The sequence below is a fragment of the Nitrospiria bacterium genome, assembly GCA_036397255.1.
Taxonomy (GTDB): Bacteria; Nitrospirota; Nitrospiria; order DASWJH01; family DASWJH01; genus DASWJH01.
Map to the genome: position 1 here is coordinate 18299 of DASWJH010000005.1, position 19234 is coordinate 37532.

The window sequence follows — 19234 nt, forward strand, 5'->3', positions numbered from 1 at the left end:
ACCACCAAACCTTCTCCAACCTTTAACAATTAATTGAGGAAATAAAATGACTCTAAAAATCAATAACATCGGTAATACATCGGCCCTTTATTCTATTTACTTATTAATGACGATCCTATTGGTTGCCTGTGGAGGTAATGGGAACGGAGGTGGTGGCGGCCAAGCCAATACGGCACCTGTGGCCAAGGCCGGTGCGGACCAGAGTGTGTTGAAGAACGGGGTGGTCAAGCTGGATGGCAGCGGCAGCAGCGATGGGGAAAACGATCCCTTAACTTTCAGGTGGGAGATCACTTCCAAGCCTTTGGGAAGCCAAGCCACTTTAACAAAGCCTGGGAGAGGAGGGGCTATTCTTAGGGAGGCTACCACAGTGAACCCTACTTTTAAGGCAGATGTGAGAGGGGCCTATGTGATCGGTTTGGTGGTCAATGATGGTCAGTTGGACAGCGCTCCGGATTCGGTCACAGTCCAGGCAAAGGTATTCCCGGAGCAACGATTTACGACTGGAAATTCCCCTGAATCCGTATTTGTGTCGGATCTGGATGGAGATGGATTGAAGGATCTAGTGGCGGCGAACGATTTGTCAGATGATGTTTCGGTACTCCTTGGCAAAGGAGATGGGACGTTTCAGGCACAGGAGGTTTTCAACGCGGGAAATGGTCCTGAATCCGTCTTTGTATCAGATCTGAATGGGGATGGAAAGGAGGACCTGGTTACAGCGAATCTATCTTCAGATGACCTCTCGGTTCTTTTGGGCAATGGAGACGGGACGTTTCAGACTCAGATGATCGTGCCCGTGGGAGATGGTCCGGAATCCGTCTTTGTGTCAGATCTGAATGGAGATGGAGAAGAGGACCTGGTGGCGGCAAACATATTTTCAGATAATGTTTCGGTGGTTCTGGGCAATGGGGACGGGACATTCCAGGCCCAGAAGGTTTTCCTTGCGGGGGCTCGCCCTATTTCCGTTTTTGTGTCGGATTTTAATGGGGACGGAATAAAAGACCTTGTCACACCGAATGAGTCAATAGATGAAGCCTCGGTCCTATTGGGAATTGGGGATGGGACGTTTCAGGCAAAGCAAGCCTTCTCCGTAGGAGACTCCCCCCGCTCCGTTTATGTAGCCGATCTCAACGGGGATGAGATTGAGGACTTGGTCACGGCAAATTCATCAGATGATGTCTCGGTTCTTTTGGGCAACGGGGACGGAACGTTTCAGCCCCAACAGGTTTTCAGTGTGGGAGGAGGGCCTGGTTCAGTCTTTGTGTCAGATTTTAATGGGGATGGGAATAAGGACCTGGTCACGGCAAATTCATCAGATGATGTCTCGGTGCTTCTGGGCAATGGAGACGGAACGTTTCAAGCCCAGACGGTCTTCCCCACGGGAGATAGCCCCGATTTTGTCTTTGTGTCAGATCTGAATGCAGATGGAAATAAGGACCTAGTCACTACGCATGGGAGCCTTAATAATATTTCGATCCTCTTTGGAAATGGGGATGGGACGTTTCAGCCTCTTCAGGTCTTTGGGGTTGGAGATAGGCCTTCTTCTATCTTTGTTGCGGACCTGAATAAGGATGGAGTGCCGGACCTGGTCACTGCAAATTCATCAGATAATGTCTCGGTACTCCTGGCGCAATAAGCCGAAGGGGTAAGGATTTCCAAAAAGGTTAGATCCATTGTGAGCGAGAGTTCCCCAAAAAATAATCGGGGGGATTTGTTTTGCCGCCTGCAAGGAGGACTTCGCCTGCATCGGGTCTCCCGGGTAGAGCGGTATGATGCTGCAACCGGAACCTTTTGCTCCATTGATGACCTTCACCAAGCCCGATGGTATCACACGGTGCCCTGCGTCTGGCGACCAACAAACTTCTGATCGTAGGGGGAAATTTCAATAGCAACCCTGTTTCCTTCTCCGAGCTTTTCCAATAAACATTGAACCCTTGATGGGGGAAGCGACGGTTTTCTTCTTGTCGTCATTCCCGCGCAGGCGGGAATCCAAGGATTTTTTCTTTTTAGGTTTTGCCTCAAATCTCCATATTCTTCTCTCCCTGGGTTACGGTCTCCATTTTTGACACGAAATGTCTGGCCTCCTTTCCCTTCAGATTCCCTTTTCCATCGCAAGGTAATATGATGTTTTGGCTATTCCCTGCTGTGTCTGATGAATGGGTAAAATGAAAACAAAAAAAGCCACAACGCATTCAAAGCCCCGCTGGGTTGTCTACATGGTCAAGTGCGCCGATGACAGCCTCTATACCGGCATCACCACGGACCTCTCACGCCGCCTAAAAGAGCACAACCACGGCCAATTACCAAGCGCCAAATACACCCGAACTCGGCGCCCGGTCACATTTGCCTATCAGGAAAACGTAGACACCCGTTCTGAAGCCGCCAAACGGGAAAATGAAATCAAAGCGCTCTCACGAAAAGAAAAAGAAAAGCTCATCCACAAAAATAAAAACCGGCCCCGGACTTCCAATAAACTCCCCCTTTCTGATAGAAGACTTGTTAATCCAACCAGGAAAAAGCCCGTGCCAACTGATAAAGTTTAAACTATTTGAAGGATGAGTCTTTACTGAAAATCTTTCAAATTTAACCCCTTCACACCCAACGTGCGTCACACCGATTTGATCCCTTTTTTAAAAAACCGATAAACCCGGGTCTATCCTTAAAAAGTCGTCATTGCCGCGCAGGCGGGAATCCAGCATTTTTATTTTGGTCTTGCCTCCGACCTCAATCCTCTGACATTTCTCCTGACGCCCCACATCATTTTTGTTTATCTGGTTTTATCAATGCCTCAAGCCTCCAACCTCTATCCTCAAACGTTTTTCACTAAGGACAACGAGCGCCTTGACCCCCTTAAGATTGACAACCAACCCTTTTTTTCCTATTATCCGAAACAAATTTACACAGGGTACAAAAATTTTAATAATGGAGGAACGTAATATGAGTGATAAATGGATGCTTCGTGGGAAAGAATTCACAAACTGCAATTGTGCTTATGGATGCCCCTGCCAGTTTAATTCGCCGTCAACCCATGGATTTTGCGAAGCCGTCGCGAGCGCCTTGATTGAAGAAGGGTATTTTAATGACACCCGATTAGATGGGCTAAGTTTTTGTATTCTTCTCAAATGGCCTGGGGAAATTGCCAATGGAAACGGTCGTTCTCAATTGATTATTGATGAGCGGGCGAATGAAAAACAGCGGGAGGCGATCAATAAAATAGCCCATGGGGAATCCACCGCCCCCGGCGCCACCCATTATTTTGTTTTTTACAGCACCATGTCAGAGGTGCTTGAAACACTCTATGCACCCATTGAGATAAGCATCGATATCGATGCCAGAAAGGCCCATACACGGATTGAAGGTTTGGTGGAATCCGCCGGGGCCCCGTTGATTGACCCCTTCTCCGGCCAGGAGGCGCGAAAAGGCATCCATTTACCCAACGGTTTTGAGTATACCTATGCAGAAATGGGTAGCGGCAACTCTAGGGTCACCGCAGGCATTCAATTAGGGTTTAGTAACAGTTACGGCCAATTTAATATCTTGCATATGAACCAGGACGGCGTAATCCGCGATAAGAAACTGGCATTCTAAAACAATGGGAATTTCCTATAAATTACCCCGCCGAGATTTTCTTGCGATTACCACTTCTCTTGGGGGTGTCACTCTATTGTGTTGGGTTTATCTGTTTTGGATGGCCCGCGATATGTCTACACCCGAATACCTCACCTTTGCGGCTTTGCAGATGGAGCAATGGAGCGCGGGATATTTTTGGATGATGTTTTTGATGTGGGCCATCATGATGGTTGGGATGATGGTTCCTTCGGTGGCCCCGATGATTCTGATCTATTCCGCGGTGGTTCGAAAATCTGAAAAACAAGGCACCCCCGTTGCCCCAACCGGTCTTTTTACGATTGGCTATTTGATGATCTGGATACTATTTAGCCTTTTAGCAACAATTGCCACCTGGGGATTGAACCAGGCCTCCCTTTTATCCCCCATGTTGGTTGCAAACAGCCCCTGGTTGGGGGCAGCGTTACTGGTTGGAGCAGGGATCTATCAGTTGCTGCCGTTAAAGGATGCCTGCCTTCAACATTGCCGATCTCCTTTTCACTTTATTTCTTCCCATTTTTCCCCGGGGCCTTTCGGGGCAATTAAGATGGGTTTATCCCATGGGATCTATTGCTTGGGATGTTGCTGGGTATTGATGCTGCTTTTGTTTGTCGGTGGGGTAATGAACCTGGTATGGATCGGGGCGATTACATTATTTGTGTTTTTGGAAAAAGTTCTACCGATGGGAAATACCGGCGGTCGATGGATGGGAATGGTAATGATCACCGTCGGTGGGACGATTTTGTTGTTACAATGATATCATTAAAAAATGATTCGGATTATTTTTTTCAATTTTTAGGTAGAGAAAGCCCGAACTCCCTCCCCTGGCCTTCTCAAGGTTGTCATTCCCGAATGTTTTTATAGGGCCCGCCCGCCGGCAGGCAGGAATCCAGGATTTTTTCTCTCCTCAATTCTAACGCTTCACGTTTTTTCAAGGTTTTGCCTCAACCCTCCAACCTCTGACCTCTAACTTTTTCCGTAATGTGGAAAACGTCCATCTTCGACTTTTTATCTTTCATGGGCCATCGTATCCAGAGAACCGGGCTCCCCGGCGGATTCCGATGGGAGTTCGGGGATAGGGGGGGAAGGGTGGTTTTTTGCAATTAGCATGTAGAGCGAAGGAACCACAAAAAGCGTAAAGATCGTGCCAATGGTCATCCCCCCGACCAGGACCAGGCCAATAGAGTTACGTGCCGCGGCACCCGGCCCGTCAACCAGCGTAAGCGGAAAATGTCCTGCAACGGTTGCAACGGACGTCATCAACACCGGGCGCAATCGAGTCATGGCGGCTTCTTTAATGGCAGACAGTTTGTCAGAGCCACTTTCCTGAAGCTTGTTGGCAAATTCAACGATGAGGATCCCATTCTTAGCCACCAGACCCACGAGGGTGACCAGCCCGACCTGCGCGTAAATATTCATTGTCGTGGTCCACCCGTCGGTCCAGTAGGAAAGGTCCGGGTTGGGCATCTTCAGGGCGGTAAAGATCAGGGCCCCGAACATCGCAAGCGGTGCGGACCCCAGTAGTATTACGAAAGGATCCCGGAACGAGTTGAACTGCACCGCAAGCACGAGGAAAATCATAAGGATCGCGAGTCCCAACGCAGGAAGAAACTTGCCCCCTTCGGTTCGAAGCTGCCGTGATTCACCGGTGTAATCGATTGTGTACCCGGGAGGCAGAATCTCCCGCGCGGCGTTCTCGAGAACCTTTAGCGCTTCGTCCAACTGGGCCGTCATTCCGGATAGCTTGATGGCATTGAGCTGCTGGAAACGGTTGAGCGAACGGGGGACCGTGCTATCGCGAATGGTCGCAAACGTGCTGAGGGACACAAGCTGGTTGTTCGGGCCTCTTACGTAAATGTCGGTCAACTGATCCGGATTGAGCCGTTCGGCCCGAACGATTTGAGGGATTACCTTGTAGGCCCGTCCATCGATGTTGAACCGATTGACGTAGTTTCCGCCTACAGCCGCCCCTAGATCCGCACCAATCTGAGCGTTATTCAAACCGAGCATCGCAACCTTTTGGTGGTCAAGTACAATTTCCGACTGGGGCTGATCATATTTCAGGTCAATCTCCGGAGGGAAATAAAACAGGCCGCTTTCCATCGCCTTCATTTGAAGTTCTTCCGCAATCCCCAGCATCCGTTCCGGCTCCTCCGTTGATGCGATAATAAATTCAACCGGAAAGTTTCCTCCCCCAGGGAGTGCGGGGGGTCTGGAAGCAAAAATTTGTAAACCGGGAATGGCCGATAGCTTTGCCTGCATCTCAGGGAGGATTTCCTTGATGGAACGAGTCCGCTGATTCCAGGGTTTCACAACCATGCCGCTGAATCCGCCAACCCCCAACGCCGCCGCAAATGGATCCGATGGTGACATGAGAAGTTGGAAGGTAAGATCCCTTTCCGGCGCTGAGAGAAAAACCTGTTGAGCGGCCCGGCCAAAATGACTCTTCTGATCCGCGGAGGCATTTGCGGAATTGTTGATGATGCCGAACATAAAACCTTGGTCCTCTACGGGCGCAAGTTCCTTTGGTGAAAACATGTACATGGGAAACGTCATCAAACTGAGAATGATCCATACCATGTAAACAGCCGGACGCGCGTTCAAGGTTCGATCGAGCATCCCCCCGTAAACCCGGCGCAGGCGGTCGAAATGATGATTGACCCAACCCGTGAAACCCCGCTCTTCGCGCTCTGCGCTACGGAACAACTTCGCCGCCATCATTGGGGACAGCGTGAGGGCCACGATACCCGAAATGGTGACCGCTCCCGCAAGGGTAAGGGCGAATTCACGGAACAGCGCCCCTGTCAGACCGCCCTGCAGACCGATTGGGGTGTACACCGCAGCGAGTGTAATCGTCATTGCGATGATGGGCCCGATCAACTCGCGGGCCCCGATTAAGGCGGCTTGAAATGGGGTGCGGCCCAGGCGAAGGTGCCGTTCCGCATTTTCAACCACGACGATGGCGTCATCGACAACAAGACCCACCGACAATACAATGGCAAGCAGCGTGAGCAGATTAAGTGTAAATCCGAACAACTGCATCAGAAAGATACCGCCAATTAACGACACCGGAATAGCGATGACCGGAACCAACACCGACCGGAACGAACCGAGGAAGAGAAAAATGACAATCACGACAATGGTAAGCGTGTCGGTCAGAGTGCCGACTACCTCGTGGATGGCGCTGTTGACGTATTCGGAGGTGTCATACCCGATTCCGACCTCTAGCCCTTTGGGCACATCCCGTTTGATCGCATCCAGTTCGGTCCGCACCCGGTTGACGACTTCGATGATGTTGGCATTGGGAAGGGCATGAATTCCCATGAAGACAGCGCTTTTTCCGTTAAAGCTCACCTCCGTATCGTAGTCCTCCGCCCCAAGCTCCACCTCAGCCACATCCTGTAACCGAACAATGGTATCGTTTTCCCGGCGGATAATAATCTGCTTAAACTCCTCCGCCGTGTGCAAGTCGGTGTTGGCGGTAAGGTTGACTTGAACGAAAGCGCCTTTTGTGCTGCCGATGGCGGCAAGATAATTATTGGCATCAAGCGCAGCGCGGACCTGCGCAGGGCTGACGTTCAAAGCAGCCATCTGAGCCGGTTTTAACCACACCCGCATGGCGAATGTGCGCGCACCGAAAAACTCCGTACGCTGTACCCCCGTCAGAGCAGCCAGACGGGGTTGAGCAATCCGAACCAGGTAATCCGTAATTTCGCTTTGGGAAAGAATTTCAGATGAAAAACTCAGGTAGGCGGCCGCAAATTCAGAATCCGCCGATTGAATACTGATGGACGGCACCTCGGCTTCCGGCGGCAGCTCGTTGCGCACCTGGTTTACTTTCGCCGTGATGTCGGCAAGGGCTTTGGTTGAATCGTAATTGAGCTTGAGCCGGGCCGTGATCAGCGAAAGGCCTGACAGGCTTTTGGATTCAACGTAGTCGATCCCGTCTGCGGAGGAGATGGAGCGTTCAAGAGGGGTGGTGACAAAACCCCGCACAAGATCGGCGCTGGCACCCACGTAAACAGTGGCGATGATGACCGATGCGTTTTCGCTTCGGGGATATTGACGGACGCTCAGCGTCTTCCAGGCCTGCAGGCCTGCAATGATGATCACAACATTGACCACGATGGCCAAGACTGGACGGCGTACGAAAATATCGGTAAAAAATTTCATAGGAGTGTCCGGTCAGGTATTACCTGGTTTCGGGAAAAAATGAAATTGGGGGGCGAGTGTGTTATCGATGACCACAGCCATCCCCGGCCGGAGTTTGAAAGTACCCGTGGAAACGATTCTTTCACCGATCTTGAGGCCTTCGGTGACAATGACGAAATCACCCTGTCGCGCCCCAAGACGCACGAACTGCTGCCGGACAACAAAAGGCTTCGCTCCGTCCGGACCTGCCTGTCCTTCTTCAATAACGAAGATGGAGTCCCCGAAGGGTGCGTGGAGCACCGCGGTTGAGGGGATGAACAGTACCCGTCTGGAGCTTTCGAGAATGGTATCAACGGAGACGAACATACCGGGTCTCATTCGCCCTTTAGGATTGTCCAGGGTCGCTTGGACACGAAGGTTTCTCGTTTCGGGATCGATATCCGGGTTAATAGCGGTGATCTGGCCTTCGAACGGCTCCTCGGGAAAGGAGTCAGACGACACGGCCACTTTCAGGCCCTTTTCCAAATCACGCAATCGCTGTTGCGGCAATGAGAATTCAACATACACCGGGTCGAGGGAATAAAGCGACACCACCGGATTCCCCTTTTCGAGAAATTGCCCAACGCTGATCAGTCGGATGCCAAGCTTCCCGGAAAATGGGGCTCGCACGGTCTTTTTAGATATAACCGCTTGGATATTTTCCAATTGGGCATTGGCCTGCTTTAAGTTGTTGTTGGCTGAATCGAAATGGGTCTGGGAAACACTTCGGGTGACCATAAGGTCCTGAGCGCGTTGGAAAGAAATGAGGGCCAATTCGGCAGCTGCCTCGGCCGCACGCAACTCTGCTTTCTCGATTTCAACATCAAGTTGAACCAGAACCTCCCCGGCTTTCACCACGGAACCCGGCTCGAAGGTGATCTTGCGAACAATTCCTTCGGCCTCGGCACTGACCACGGTTCCCTGAACGGCCTTAACGGTTCCAACCGAAGAAATGCGGGGCTGCCATATTTCTTCGCGAACCTCGGTGACGTTCACCGGCTCCGGTGGTATCACCATTTGGGAAGCGGCAACACCCATTGCCTTGAATTGGAGAACCTTAATCCCAACGATGCCGCCGGCAATCAAAAGAACGATGATCACACCGAAGACAACCCAACGAATTTTGTTTCCCATTTTTTCCCTTTTGGTCAGTTCGATCGTCAAATTTCAAAACGCTGCGCATCAAGCATGTACGGTTACATTTTTCTCATTGAAGCTGTGATGTTGTTTGGAAAATACAATGTTTTTAGCCGGTCTTTTCCGATTGTCATACATGTAGACTCAAGATTTGAAGTTTACCTCAGTTCTCAAACTGACGTCAATTACCAATGCCAAATCGTTTAAGGTATCATTTTGGGGGAATTTTAGACAAGTAATGGATGGTTAATTGAGTACGGTTTATTGAGGTCCTGCTACAGGGCTATCATATTGCCTTCCGTGTCTGTAACTTGGGCATATAAACCCATATCGGCGATTTGCACTTTGGACAATAAGCAACATTCCCCACCTTCCTAGATTGGTTAAAAACCATTGACACAATCAAATAGGTATATAACAATGTTGCTTTGGAACAACTAGGTTAAAAAAATCCAAAGGCCACTCTTGACGCCATCTTTTGCGGGTCTCGCTGACCCAACGCGACGGGCAAAAGATTAACAAGTCATAGAGGATGTGGTGAACGATAAAACTTTGGGTGGAATTCCCCGTAGTTTTTGGGCTATCGGGGTGGTGGCCCTGATCTGGAATGTGATGGGCTTCCTAAATTTCTTCGGGAAGATGAATCCAGGCGTGGTCAGTTCAATGCCCAAATCTCACCGAGCCATCATCGAAGGCCGACCGGTATGGGGCACCGGTGGCTTTGCCATCGCCGTTTTCGGCGGTGCAATTGGCTGCCTTCTGCTTCTGCTCAGAAAGTCGGCTGCGTTCTATTTGTTTATCGCATCGTTGCTTGGGGTGATAGTAACCATGATCCATACCATCGGGCTGGCCGGTTCAAAATTTGCTTTCAGCCCCTTCGAGATCTTCATGATGATTCTAATGCCGCTGGTGGTGGCTGCGTTTTTGATCTGGTATTCGAAGCAAGCTGAGAAAAAGGGTTGGATCGGCTAAGAACAAGGATGTTTTGGAAATTGTTGTTTATTCGAATAGCCGGTAAATTCTGGACACCGTCTTTGCTTACCTTGGTCCGAACCCAGCCTAAAGACCTAAATGAGATCTTGCTCTCAATGGACCAAGAGCAGATTTGATTCTTTTTCCTTTTTTATTTAATTTTAAACCCAACCCTTATGCTGGCCTGGTTCCGGTCACTATGTGTGCGGGGGAATCAAAGACGACATCACCCGGATCATCCACAAAAGGCCGGAGGACTTTTTCGGCTTCTTCCAAAATTTGTTGGATCTGCTCCTCGGTCGGCAGAACCCCCATGACGGGCAGCCATCCCCGCAGGTCTGCCTCAACCATTACCCGAACATTTGGAAAACGGGCTGTTCCTTGGTGAGTGGTCACCGTGACTGAGGAAAAACCGGCTTTTTCAACTAAAGCTGCCAGCTCCTGGGGATCCCCAAGAACGAAGGGCGCCCCTAAAGCATTTGCTGCAGGAGAACCTGCTATCCGTTCCAGTAAATCTACTTCAGCCGCATACCCAGGTATGGTCAAGGGAATCCCAAACCGCAATGCCCAAATGTCCTCCCGGGGTCAACACCCGAAACATTTCACGAAGAGCTTGGGGACGGTCCGTAAAAAACATAAGACCAAATTGACTCACTACGGTATCGAAGGATTGATCCGGAAAGGGAAGCGACTCCGCCCTTCCCTGGCGCCACTTGATTGAGGGAGCATGGCGTTCTGCAATGTGTAGCATCCCCGGATTGAGGTCCAGCCCAAAAACAGCTCCTGAGGAACCCACCCGCAAGGAGGCTTCACGGGCGAGGACCCCGGTCCCGCACGCCACATCCAGAACCCGCTGTCCCGGTTTTATATTGGCCGCTTCCAAAAGACGCGGAGGTCATTCCAGGAACAAAGCCGGAACGAAAAGATTATCATACGCGGCGGCAATCTGCTCTTGCAAATAAATATCACTCATCGGTTACTCTTCTTATATTCCAATCGCATCGACCTCCTAAAATTTTCTTGGCGGTGGTCTAGATTAAAAAAACTTGGGCGAAAAACCCATTGAGAACGTATTATTTTAATTATTTTTTAATAAATTTCCAATCTCTTAATTTGGTCCGCCCCAACCGGAAAACGGCCCCTGAAGGTTCAAAATATAATTTGACATTACAACTTTTAAGTTGTATATTGATTTGTGACCGGAAAACAGATGATAAAGGTCCTTAAAGAAAAGGGGTGGGTCTTAGACAGGGTTAAAGGAAGCCACCACATTATGATCTAGGGGGAGTAAAACCGTGGTTGTGCCAGTTCATGGATCTAGCGATTTGGCGAAAGGAACATTAAACCACATTTTAAAATTTACAGGATTAAAAAAATGATCTCTTATCCAGCAATTATAAAATATGACAAAGCAGACAAAAACTATTTGGTGGAATTCCCGGATCTTCCCGGGTGCGTGACATTTGGCCGTACATTGGAAGAAGCAAAACAAAACGCAGAAGAAGCACTCTCAGGATATTTAGAGTCTATTTTTGATCGAGGTTTTAAGGTTCCTCCTCAGAAAAAAAAGAAGGGAAAAAATATTTATTATATTACACCGGAACCCTCCATTGAGATTCCTCTGATGCTCCGATTAATTCGAGAGCAAGAAAATTTAACCCAAGAAAAGGCTGCCCGCCTTTTGGCCTATTCCTACCAAAACTACCAGAAACTTGAAAATTTAAAATTATCCAACCCAACAATTAAAACCCTCCAAAAGGTACTGGGAAAACTAGGGAAACGCCTTATTATTAAAGTCGAAGAAAAAAAGAAAGTTTCAAGAAAATGAACCTGCACTTGGTCCGACCCCGGGCGTAGAATTGATCCTTTTCTTATTGAACACTCAAGCACTGGTAATCTGAAAGATCATCGCTGGTTTGATCCGGTTTCCAGAAATCTTTCTCCCAAAAATCAAAATCATTGAAGTCCCCATGCCGCTGGGGGGCCAAATCCTTCATATTTTTCCCAACGCCGAAAACCTTGATATGGATCTGGGACCGGAAGTCATAGGTGCTCTGAGCGTTGCCGCTTAAACCCGGTGTAGTATGAACGGCCCTCATCAGATTACTGAACCTCCCCACCGTCTTATCCAACGAGGTTTCCGGACGGGAAAGAAACTGGTCGATCCAGACGAGCAGTGATCCCCGCATGGGCGGATCGATCCAAAGATATTTGTCTCCCCAACGGTCGCGGATTTCGGCAAGGGGATGCAGGACCAGGTGATAGACCTGGGTCTGAGGATGGGCCTTGAGATACGGAAAAATCGTGTCCTGATAATCCCGGACACTCGTCGCACCAGCCATATACACGATATTTTCAAAGTTCAAGCTGAAACTTCGTATGATTTCGTTCATCACGATGGTTCCCATGCTGTGGCCCACCAGCGTAATCTCCCATTCCTCCGGGTTTTCATCCACGGTATCTTTTAACGCTTTCATAAACCGGTAAAGCCCCCCCGATTGGTCCGTCCGGGGGGTTCCCCTAAAAAATTCATCCTCCGTATAGAAAAGCATTCGGGCATTCCGGTTCATCATCTCCCATGAGTTGGTTCCAAAGGTATCCAAAGCCACAGGTGTCAGAACCCATTTAAAAGGAAGGGTCAGAATATACGTCCCAAGGCTGTCCACAAATTCACCATTCGTCCGCTGATCCGGTCCAAAGGAAATCGCCAGGGCCGGGTTCGATGTATTCCCTGAACCGCCCTCCTCCCGATACTCCTTCTCAAGGGCCTTTGCCGTGCAGATTTCATTATAGTAGGGCTTCAAAAAAGGGAATGTGAGCATATCGTTATAAATCTGAGCCAATGACACCATCGGGGCGCGAACCACTCCCCGGGCGATATCGGCACCTAAATAAAAAGGCCCCAATGGGGACAGCCACCAGTCCCAATCCCTCCCCTGCCTCACCCAGAGCAGATGACTCAGGTAGCTGGAAGGCAAAGACGATTGCCAGTTCACAAAGACCGGATAGTAACCCGCTTTTAAAATCTTGGGACTCAAATCACGGGCCCGTTCAAGAGTCGATTTTTGAGTGTTCAACCCCCCGTGGATATAGAAAAGAACTTTTCGCTTTCCGTTTGAGTCCTTAGGATGGTTCTTCAGAGCGGTGGTAACCTGTTCAAAGTAAAGGGAGGGATCATCAATGGGCGAGTAGCGGAATCCCGGAATTTTCAGGCCCAGCATGTTATCCGTCGGATCAACCAGGCGTCCCCTTTTATCAAACATCACGACGTTTTCAAGAGGGATGTTCTTCACCATACACGCGGACTGGGACATTATGCCGATCAGGGTAAAACCGAAAAGTATCCGCAACGTTAGCTTTAAAATGAAGTTTCGCACAACACCCTCCGCAGTTGGAAATTTTTAAGGAAGAGGTTAAGAACCTTAACCCAACACGAACCAAGGAGAGATTCGAACTTTCTTTGAAAAAGTAGTCATTCCCGCAAAAGCGGGAATCCAGTTTATTTTAGTCCAATCTTTGACCTCTAACTTTATGCGCCATGGACAACCAGCGATTTGACCTCTTTTTTTTAAAAAGCAATAAGCAAAACCTTTCCCCTCGACTTTAAGAAATACTTTTTTAAAAGGTGAAAGTATTTTTATAAATTTTACAACCCTTTCTTCTTTGGCCCCTTGTATAAATCTGGGAAGGTTTCAGAATAGTCTTTCCCAAAAAAACTTGCCAGATCTGGAAACATATTATAAGCAGCCTCATAACTCTTATTATCAAAGGGTCTTGCAAATAAATTTGTACCAATCCTAAAAGGATTAAGAAAACGGGTACCATGGGGATGTGTCTGTTCCAACTTTATGGCCCCGCTAATTGTTAAAAAATAGAAAGAGGATTTATTAAAAAATATCTCGAAAACAAAATCCTCGATATAAATTAGCTCTCCCAAATTTTCAAATTTCAAAAAATCGCTGAAATAAAAAACAGTTCTAGCTTCTTTGTCTGGCAAAACAACAAAAAACCCAGGGCCACGGTCTGGGTCACTGTCGCATATGACCGTGATGGGTTGAAACCCCCTATTTGAGTTCTTCAAGGTAACCGGTGTGGAGAACTTAGAATTTAAATAATTTTTTTGAATTTTGATTTTAATATATCCTCTATTGTTGTTAAATATTTGGTCTTGAAGGATTTGAACCCCCTCAAATCCAACCAATTCTTTATTTTCCTTGTCAGTCAGAATTGCTTTAAATTCATTCTTTAATTCTTCAGATGAAAGGTCATTTCGGAATTCTGTATTTATCCTATTTCCATACCAAACCGTGATTCCACCAACAACCGTTCCAAGGCCAATGATAATATAACCGAATATTGTTATTAGAGTTCCTGGTTCCATAGCTTTATTTAATTTCACTTTTACAGCCTAATAATGTTTTTATAATAAATCTCCTATAAAAGGTTTTTTGATGATTTCCACAGAAATAATTCTTTTAGTATGAATTTTTAAGATTTTTTCCTAAAATTTTGTATTCGGATATTCGTGTCAGCCTTGGCAAATTGGCTTTTTCCATCCCCATTTATAAACCTCATGATTTTTTTTATTTTCGCAAAAGTATATTAAAATCCCTAAAACAACTCAAGGTAATTTATTAGGGGGGTTCTGTTTGAAAAACGTTGGAGGAATGAGGTTAGAGGTTTGAGGCAAGGGTCTAAATAATAAAACCTCTGGATTCCTGCCTGCCGGCGGGCGGGCCCGATAGAATCATTCGGGAATGACGGCCAATAGAATACGTTGGAGGTTTGAGGGGGGAGGCAAACCCTTGAAAAATCGTGAAGGGTAAAGGGTAAAGAGTAAAGGGCTAGGCGAAAAAAATAATTTCTATCCAACCAGCCCCCGCCTGCCGGGGCGGGCAGGGCCCCTTACAAAGGGGAGGTTTTTAAATAATTCTGGATTCCTGCCTGCCGGCGGGCGGGCCCGATAAAATCATTCGGGAATGACGGAGGGGGGGGCGGGAATGAGGGAGGGGAAGATACATCATCCACCCCCCACCTACCTTCCCCCCATCGAGGTGGGAGGAATTAAAAGGGAAATTCATCTTGATTCCCGATAGAATCATTCGGGAATGACGGCCAATAGAATACGTTGGAGGATTTAGGCGTTCTTTGGAAAAAACGTCAGGGGTGAAGCGTAAGGCGTAAGGGAAAAAAAACAAGAAAAACGAAAAAAACAAAAAAAACTAGACAAGCCAAATGCCGTTCTATAGGAATTTTCCGGTTCAATTGGGATCGGCTCTTTCGCTTTCTTTAAAGCTTTTGATATGAAGTTTAATCGCGGCTTGGATATTCTTTTTGGTTTCTTCGATAGTTTTACCTTGAGAAAAACATCCAGGAAGCGCCGGAACCGATGCATAGTATCCTTTTCCGTTTTCCTCAGGAAGAATATCCACCGTATAGCGATAAAGGGCCATTTTTCTTTCCCTCAATTTTTTCAACAATTAAAGGAAACGGGATCTTCACCCGCTCCCTCGCTCGGAAAATTATTCTTGCTCTCCCCAGGGGGCCAGCCCCCATTAAAACTGCGTGAGTGGTAAGGGGTAAGGCGTGAGGCGTGAGGCGAAGAGAAAATTTCTACCCTCCCTTAATCTTCCCTTACAAAGGGAGGGAGATTGACCTCCGAACCCCCAGAGCGCCCAGAAAGGCTGCGTCTTCACTTTTGGCTATTAACCTTTAACTTTTTTAAGTTAAAAGTCATAGGTTAATAAGTATCTGCGGAAGCAGATCTTGGAGCGGGAAACGGGACCTGCCTGCCCTGCCTCTCCGGCAGGGGGGCGGCAGACAGGTTTGATCACGAAATGATTTGCTGGCAAGGCCAGCGAAAGCAAAAAATGAAACATTTTCAGACCGATTGACACCTGTTACGTAATATGTTACATTCCTTTATGTGATTCGTTCCTTTCGGCATAAAGGTCTTGAAAAGTTCTTCCTGACTGGTGGTAAAGGGGGAATCACCATTGCACACGAAAAAAGGTTGCGTTTAATTCTCGGCCGTCTCGATGCTGCTCACGAACCCCAAGACATGGATCTTCCGGGTCTCAGACTGCATAAGCTTACGGGAAAATTGAAAGGTTATTGGACGGTTGAGGTAAGCGGAAATTGGCGTGTGATATTCGAGTTCTACCAACACGCTGCCTGGAACGTCGATTACGTGGATTACCATTGAAGGAGGTTTAACCAATGATGCATAATCCCCCCCATCCGGGTGAAACGCTAAAGGAATTATGTCTTCTTCCCCTTGATCTATCCGTGACCCGCGCTGCAAAAGCCTTGGGCATAACACGTAAGACCCTTTCCCAGTTGCTAAACGGCCACATTGGGGTAAGCCCAACCATGGCCATCAGACTTGCCCTTGCAACAAATACGACTGCCGAGAGTTGGCTGAATATGCAAACGGCATATGATCTTTGGCAGGCCAAACAGAAAAACAAACGCCTCAAGGTCACACGGTTAGAGGTGGCTTGAAAGTTAATGTTTTATCTCCAGACCCGCCTTTGGCAAAATCGACCAAGGGTAATTTCATACCGAGTCGGGGTCGGACCAAGCTAACAATTTGATATGAAAGGTTAAACATCCAAAATACAGGCGTTTTTGAGTCTTAGAAACCTTTTTTCGTCCCTAAAAAGATTGTTATAAGAAGCAGGGGAATTTAATGTCGATTGGCCCTGGATACAGACCGATTCCTTATAACACTCTTTTTAACCCCAAAAAATCCGTTTAAGCCCATTTTTTGGGCCATTTTTTAATTCTTACATAAAAATTTCAATCCTTTACCTTGGCCCGGCCCCGACTTCCTACCCTCGCCTTTTATCGTACCCGCAATCCACACGTCAATAATCCGTATATTCCCGTCTGATACCATATTTACATATGGTGTTGAATATGGTAAATTAGAACTATCGACAGATTTGTACTCATATCCATGGAGAACATCAATGAAGACTAGAAAGCTGACCGTTGAGGTCCCGGAAGACCTCTTGGCCCGGGCCACCAAGGCCACCCGGGAAGGAATCACACCGACGATTCGCCGCGGGCTCGAACTCGTCGCCGCAGGCGGCGCTTATGCCCGGCTCAGGGAGTTGAAAGGCAAGGTCAAATTCACAGTGAAATTATCGGCCCTCAGGAAAGACTGATGCTCTGTATCGATACCAGCTCACTGATCGCCTATTTGGAAGGCCGAACCGGAAACGATGTGGATCTGGTAGACCGGGCCTTTTCGGATCAGGTAGCCGTTCTATCTCCCGTTGTGGTCACCGAACTGCTCAGCGATCCACATCTCCCCATCGAGGTCCGACAGGTTATTCTTGAAATCCCGGTGCTTCCAATTCTGGATGGCTTCTGGGTTCGAGCCGGGCTTTTGAGAGACAGAATGCTTCGAAGTGGCCACAAGGCAAAATTGGCAGACACCCTGATCACCCAGAACTGTCTGGATCACCGTTCCACGCTGGTGACGCGCGATCTCGATTTTAAAAACTTCAAGCGGGTGGTCAAGCTCAACATCGTCTACGAACCATTTCGTAAGTCCTGAATCCCCACCGTTTTTCGCATAAACGGCCCTTTTCCCTAATGGCAAACAGGTTTGATCACAAAGTGATTTGCTGGCAAGGCCAGCGAATCAAAACAAGATTGGACTTCGAAGAAGAATCCTTACGGGACAAGCGGTCGGGTTGTACACCTTCACCCCTACCCTCGTCTTGGCAAAGTTTACGAATAAAATAGCCGCCAACGGTAATGAGAGGATACTAACGGTGACAAAGGGTGATTATACAAAGTGGTGGCACGGTGGTGGTCGGTAAAGTGAAAGGGAGTGAACTTTTTTAGAACCACTTTTTTAAAACTTTTTTTCCCTTTTCTCACACTGTTCGACAAATGATTTAGCTATTCCAGGATTGGAACCAAAATGTAAATGAATATAACTGCCCAACAGGTTTTTATATATATAACCCTCCTTCCTGGGGTTTCCATTTCCTTGAACCAAATACCCTGCCTTTATCCTTCTTTTTTTCAGTGGACTTTTTTCCCAGGTTGAAAAATGAAATTCATGCCCCCTTGCTCTTTCCCCTTTTTTCATAAAAGGATTTTCATCTGTGGCCTCAACCTCTATGTAACCGAGAGCGGATAGTTTATGCTCCATTTGAACACATCCGGGAATCACGCTAACCATTTCAAAACGTTCATTTGAAACCGTCCGAATTTCGTCGGTTACATACATCATTCCGCCGCATTCCGCATAAACCGGTCCTCCTGCCTCTACAAAATCCCGAACGGCGGTTTTCATCGCTTGATTCCCCGACAATTCTTTAAGAAACAATTCCGGATAGCCCCCACCTATATAAATGCCGTGAATATTCCTTGGAAGGTCTTCATCATGAACAGGGGAGAATTCAACCAATTCAGCCCCCTCTTTTTGTAATAAATCCAGGTTATCCTGGTAATAAAAATGAAAGGCCGCATCTCGAGCAACAGCAATTCGGCATCGGGGTTGGTAAATATATTGATTTTCCATCATGGATTTCAGAGGGAGAACAGACTGTGCGACATTGACAATTTCTTTTAAGTTTATAAAAGAATCTGCCATTTGAATGAGGACGTTGATATTGAACCCTTCAATGCCCTTTGATTCTGGTCCAATGAGGCCCAAATGGCGTTCGGGAATTTGAATCCTCAAATCATTTAGCAACCCACCAAAACTCGGTAAGTCATCTACAGCAATGTCCTTTAACCAATCAAGATGAGATTTATTTGTTGCCCGATTAAAAATTACTCCTGAAAGCGACAAACTCCTGTCGAAATTTTTAAATCCCTGGAGTAGAGCCTTAAGACTTCTGGCCAACCCGGACCCATCTACGACCAATAAAACGGGGGCTCCCAGCCATTTTGCGATTTCCGCCGTACTTGCTGAATCAGAGGTTATATCTTTTCCATCAAAAAGCCCCATCATCCCTTCTATGATTGCGATATCCGCTCCACGGCACCCATATTGGAAGGTTTTCAATACATTTTCCTGACTCAGCATCCAACCATCTAAGTTTCGAGATGCTCGCCCCGTAATCCAGGTATGATGTAAGGGATCTAAGAAGTCTGGCCCGACCTTAAAGGGCTGGACGATATACCCCTTCTTCTTCAAGGCTGCCATAATCGCTAGTGCAACCGATAGTGTAAAGTATTATGTGTGAAATTGAGGGTTGAAAAAATGGCGTTTTCCAACCAAGATAAAGTGTGCAACCCTAACCCAGGAGGAAAACGCCATGATGGAACTCAAAGTCAATGTACCACAAATCCGAGAGTTTTT

Annotated in this window: 20 protein-coding genes and 1 pseudogene; 13 read left to right on the forward strand and 8 right to left on the reverse strand. The window is 47.6% G+C overall.

Annotated elements, in window-relative coordinates:
- Positions 1-46 precede the first annotated feature (46 nt).
- The 5 genes from VGB26_00730 to VGB26_00750 all read left to right on the forward strand — a co-directional run bounded on the left by VGB26_00730 (position 47) and on the right by VGB26_00750 (position 4360).
- Positions 47-1633 (forward strand): FG-GAP-like repeat-containing protein, encoded by a 1587-nt coding sequence (locus VGB26_00730; GenBank protein ID HEX9756305.1) that lies wholly within the window; start codon positions 47-49, stop codon positions 1631-1633.
- A gap of 75 nt (positions 1634-1708) precedes the next feature.
- Positions 1709-1864: a hypothetical protein gene (locus VGB26_00735; GenBank protein ID HEX9756306.1), complete on the forward strand. Its 156-nt coding sequence runs from the start codon at positions 1709-1711 to the stop codon at positions 1862-1864.
- Positions 1865-2162: 298 nt separating this feature from the next.
- A complete protein-coding gene (locus VGB26_00740; GenBank protein ID HEX9756307.1) occupies positions 2163-2540 on the forward strand; it encodes a GIY-YIG nuclease family protein in 378 nt (125 codons plus the stop codon).
- A 394-nt stretch (positions 2541-2934) separates the two neighbouring features.
- Positions 2935-3585: a DUF1326 domain-containing protein gene (locus tag VGB26_00745; GenBank protein ID HEX9756308.1), complete on the forward strand. Its 651-nt coding sequence runs from the start codon at positions 2935-2937 to the stop codon at positions 3583-3585.
- Between the two features lie 4 nt (positions 3586-3589).
- Complete coding sequence (locus tag VGB26_00750) at positions 3590-4360, forward strand: DUF2182 domain-containing protein (GenBank protein ID HEX9756309.1); 771 nt, start codon at positions 3590-3592, stop codon at positions 4358-4360.
- A 251-nt stretch (positions 4361-4611) separates the two neighbouring features.
- Here the strand turns inward: VGB26_00750 and VGB26_00755 are convergent, their stop codons facing one another.
- Positions 4612-7776 (reverse strand): efflux RND transporter permease subunit, encoded by a 3165-nt coding sequence (locus VGB26_00755; protein HEX9756310.1) that lies wholly within the window; start codon positions 7774-7776, stop codon positions 4612-4614.
- Between the two features lie 12 nt (positions 7777-7788).
- Positions 7789-8928, reverse strand: a complete 1140-nt coding sequence (locus VGB26_00760) for an efflux RND transporter periplasmic adaptor subunit (GenBank protein ID HEX9756311.1) — start codon at positions 8926-8928, stop codon at positions 7789-7791.
- Positions 8929-9468: 540 nt separating this feature from the next.
- Between VGB26_00760 and VGB26_00765 the strand changes: the two genes are divergently transcribed.
- Positions 9469-9903, forward strand: coding sequence for a hypothetical protein (locus tag VGB26_00765; protein HEX9756312.1), 435 nt, complete (start codon positions 9469-9471; stop codon positions 9901-9903).
- A 174-nt stretch (positions 9904-10077) separates the two neighbouring features.
- Here VGB26_00765 and VGB26_00770 read toward each other — a convergent pair whose 3' ends face one another.
- Together VGB26_00770 and VGB26_00775 are read right to left on the reverse strand one after the other, a co-directional pair.
- Positions 10078-10449 carry a hypothetical protein gene (locus VGB26_00770; protein HEX9756313.1) on the reverse strand — a complete coding sequence of 124 codons (372 nt, stop codon included), beginning with the start codon at positions 10447-10449 and terminating at the stop codon, positions 10078-10080.
- Positions 10424-10786, reverse strand: a complete 363-nt coding sequence (locus VGB26_00775; GenBank protein HEX9756314.1) for a methyltransferase domain-containing protein — start codon at positions 10784-10786, stop codon at positions 10424-10426. The genes VGB26_00770 and VGB26_00775 overlap by 26 nt, the downstream gene beginning before the upstream one ends.
- Positions 10787-11113: 327 nt before the next feature.
- Here VGB26_00775 and VGB26_00780 point away from each other — a divergent pair, with 327 nt between their 5' ends.
- Genes VGB26_00780 through VGB26_00790 form a run of 3 tightly spaced genes read left to right on the forward strand, consistent with a single transcriptional unit; the run spans position 11114 to position 11731 of the window.
- Positions 11114-11185, forward strand: coding sequence for a type II toxin-antitoxin system HicA family toxin (locus VGB26_00780; GenBank protein ID HEX9756315.1), 72 nt, complete (start codon positions 11114-11116; stop codon positions 11183-11185).
- Between the two features lie 19 nt (positions 11186-11204).
- Positions 11205-11282: a hypothetical protein gene (locus VGB26_00785; GenBank protein HEX9756316.1), complete on the forward strand. Its 78-nt coding sequence runs from the start codon at positions 11205-11207 to the stop codon at positions 11280-11282.
- The gene (locus VGB26_00790; GenBank protein ID HEX9756317.1) at positions 11279-11731 is read left to right on the forward strand and encodes a type II toxin-antitoxin system HicB family antitoxin; all 453 of its coding nucleotides are present in this window, start codon (positions 11279-11281) and stop codon (positions 11729-11731) included. Before VGB26_00785 ends, VGB26_00790 begins: the two co-directional genes overlap by 4 nt.
- A gap of 43 nt (positions 11732-11774) precedes the next feature.
- On the opposite strand, the gene VGB26_00795 is transcribed toward VGB26_00790, so the two are convergent.
- The 3 genes from VGB26_00795 to VGB26_00805 form a co-directional block, all read right to left on the reverse strand.
- The gene (locus VGB26_00795; GenBank protein ID HEX9756318.1) at positions 11775-13280 is read right to left on the reverse strand and encodes a hypothetical protein; all 1506 of its coding nucleotides are present in this window, start codon (positions 13278-13280) and stop codon (positions 11775-11777) included.
- A gap of 269 nt (positions 13281-13549) precedes the next feature.
- Positions 13550-14302, reverse strand: a complete 753-nt coding sequence (locus VGB26_00800) for a hypothetical protein (protein HEX9756319.1) — start codon at positions 14300-14302, stop codon at positions 13550-13552.
- Positions 14303-15164: 862 nt separating this feature from the next.
- Positions 15165-15356: a type II toxin-antitoxin system HicB family antitoxin gene (locus VGB26_00805; GenBank protein HEX9756320.1), complete on the reverse strand. Its 192-nt coding sequence runs from the start codon at positions 15354-15356 to the stop codon at positions 15165-15167.
- A gap of 473 nt (positions 15357-15829) precedes the next feature.
- Here VGB26_00805 and VGB26_00810 point away from each other — a divergent pair, with 473 nt between their 5' ends.
- The 4 genes from VGB26_00810 to VGB26_00825 all read left to right on the forward strand — a co-directional run bounded on the left by VGB26_00810 (position 15830) and on the right by VGB26_00825 (position 17470).
- Positions 15830-16108 carry a type II toxin-antitoxin system RelE/ParE family toxin gene (locus tag VGB26_00810; protein HEX9756321.1) on the forward strand — a complete coding sequence of 93 codons (279 nt, stop codon included), beginning with the start codon at positions 15830-15832 and terminating at the stop codon, positions 16106-16108.
- A 14-nt stretch (positions 16109-16122) separates the two neighbouring features.
- Positions 16123-16407, forward strand: coding sequence for a HigA family addiction module antitoxin (locus VGB26_00815; GenBank protein HEX9756322.1), 285 nt, complete (start codon positions 16123-16125; stop codon positions 16405-16407).
- A 470-nt stretch (positions 16408-16877) separates the two neighbouring features.
- A complete protein-coding gene (locus VGB26_00820; protein ID HEX9756323.1) occupies positions 16878-17075 on the forward strand; it encodes a hypothetical protein in 198 nt (65 codons plus the stop codon).
- Complete coding sequence (locus VGB26_00825) at positions 17075-17470, forward strand: PIN domain-containing protein (protein ID HEX9756324.1); 396 nt, start codon at positions 17075-17077, stop codon at positions 17468-17470. Before VGB26_00820 ends, VGB26_00825 begins: the two co-directional genes overlap by 1 nt.
- A gap of 303 nt (positions 17471-17773) precedes the next feature.
- Here VGB26_00825 and VGB26_00830 read toward each other — a convergent pair.
- Positions 17774-19084 (reverse strand): annotated as a pseudogene (locus VGB26_00830) (cobyrinate a,c-diamide synthase).
- Positions 19085-19234: the final 150 nt, after the last annotated feature.

Excerpts from the sequence above, each read along its gene's own strand:
- VGB26_00730 (HEX9756305.1), top strand. The coding sequence starts at position 47 with ATGACTCTAAAAATCAATAACATCGGTAATACATCGGCCCTTTATTCT.
- VGB26_00740 (HEX9756307.1), top strand. The coding sequence starts at position 2,163 with ATGAAAACAAAAAAAGCCACAACGCATTCAAAGCCCCGCTGGGTTGTC.
- VGB26_00745 (HEX9756308.1), top strand. The coding sequence starts at position 2,935 with ATGAGTGATAAATGGATGCTTCGTGGGAAAGAATTCACAAACTGCAAT.
- VGB26_00750 (HEX9756309.1), top strand. The coding sequence starts at position 3,590 with ATGGGAATTTCCTATAAATTACCCCGCCGAGATTTTCTTGCGATTACC.
- VGB26_00755 (HEX9756310.1), bottom strand. The coding sequence starts at position 7,776 with ATGAAATTTTTTACCGATATTTTCGTACGCCGTCCAGTCTTGGCCATC.
- VGB26_00760 (HEX9756311.1), bottom strand. The coding sequence starts at position 8,928 with ATGGGAAACAAAATTCGTTGGGTTGTCTTCGGTGTGATCATCGTTCTT.
- VGB26_00790 (HEX9756317.1), top strand. The coding sequence starts at position 11,279 with ATGATCTCTTATCCAGCAATTATAAAATATGACAAAGCAGACAAAAAC.
- VGB26_00805 (HEX9756320.1), bottom strand. The coding sequence starts at position 15,356 with ATGGCCCTTTATCGCTATACGGTGGATATTCTTCCTGAGGAAAACGGA.
- VGB26_00815 (HEX9756322.1), top strand. The coding sequence starts at position 16,123 with ATGATGCATAATCCCCCCCATCCGGGTGAAACGCTAAAGGAATTATGT.
- VGB26_00820 (HEX9756323.1), top strand. The coding sequence starts at position 16,878 with ATGAAGACTAGAAAGCTGACCGTTGAGGTCCCGGAAGACCTCTTGGCC.
- VGB26_00825 (HEX9756324.1), top strand. The coding sequence starts at position 17,075 with ATGCTCTGTATCGATACCAGCTCACTGATCGCCTATTTGGAAGGCCGA.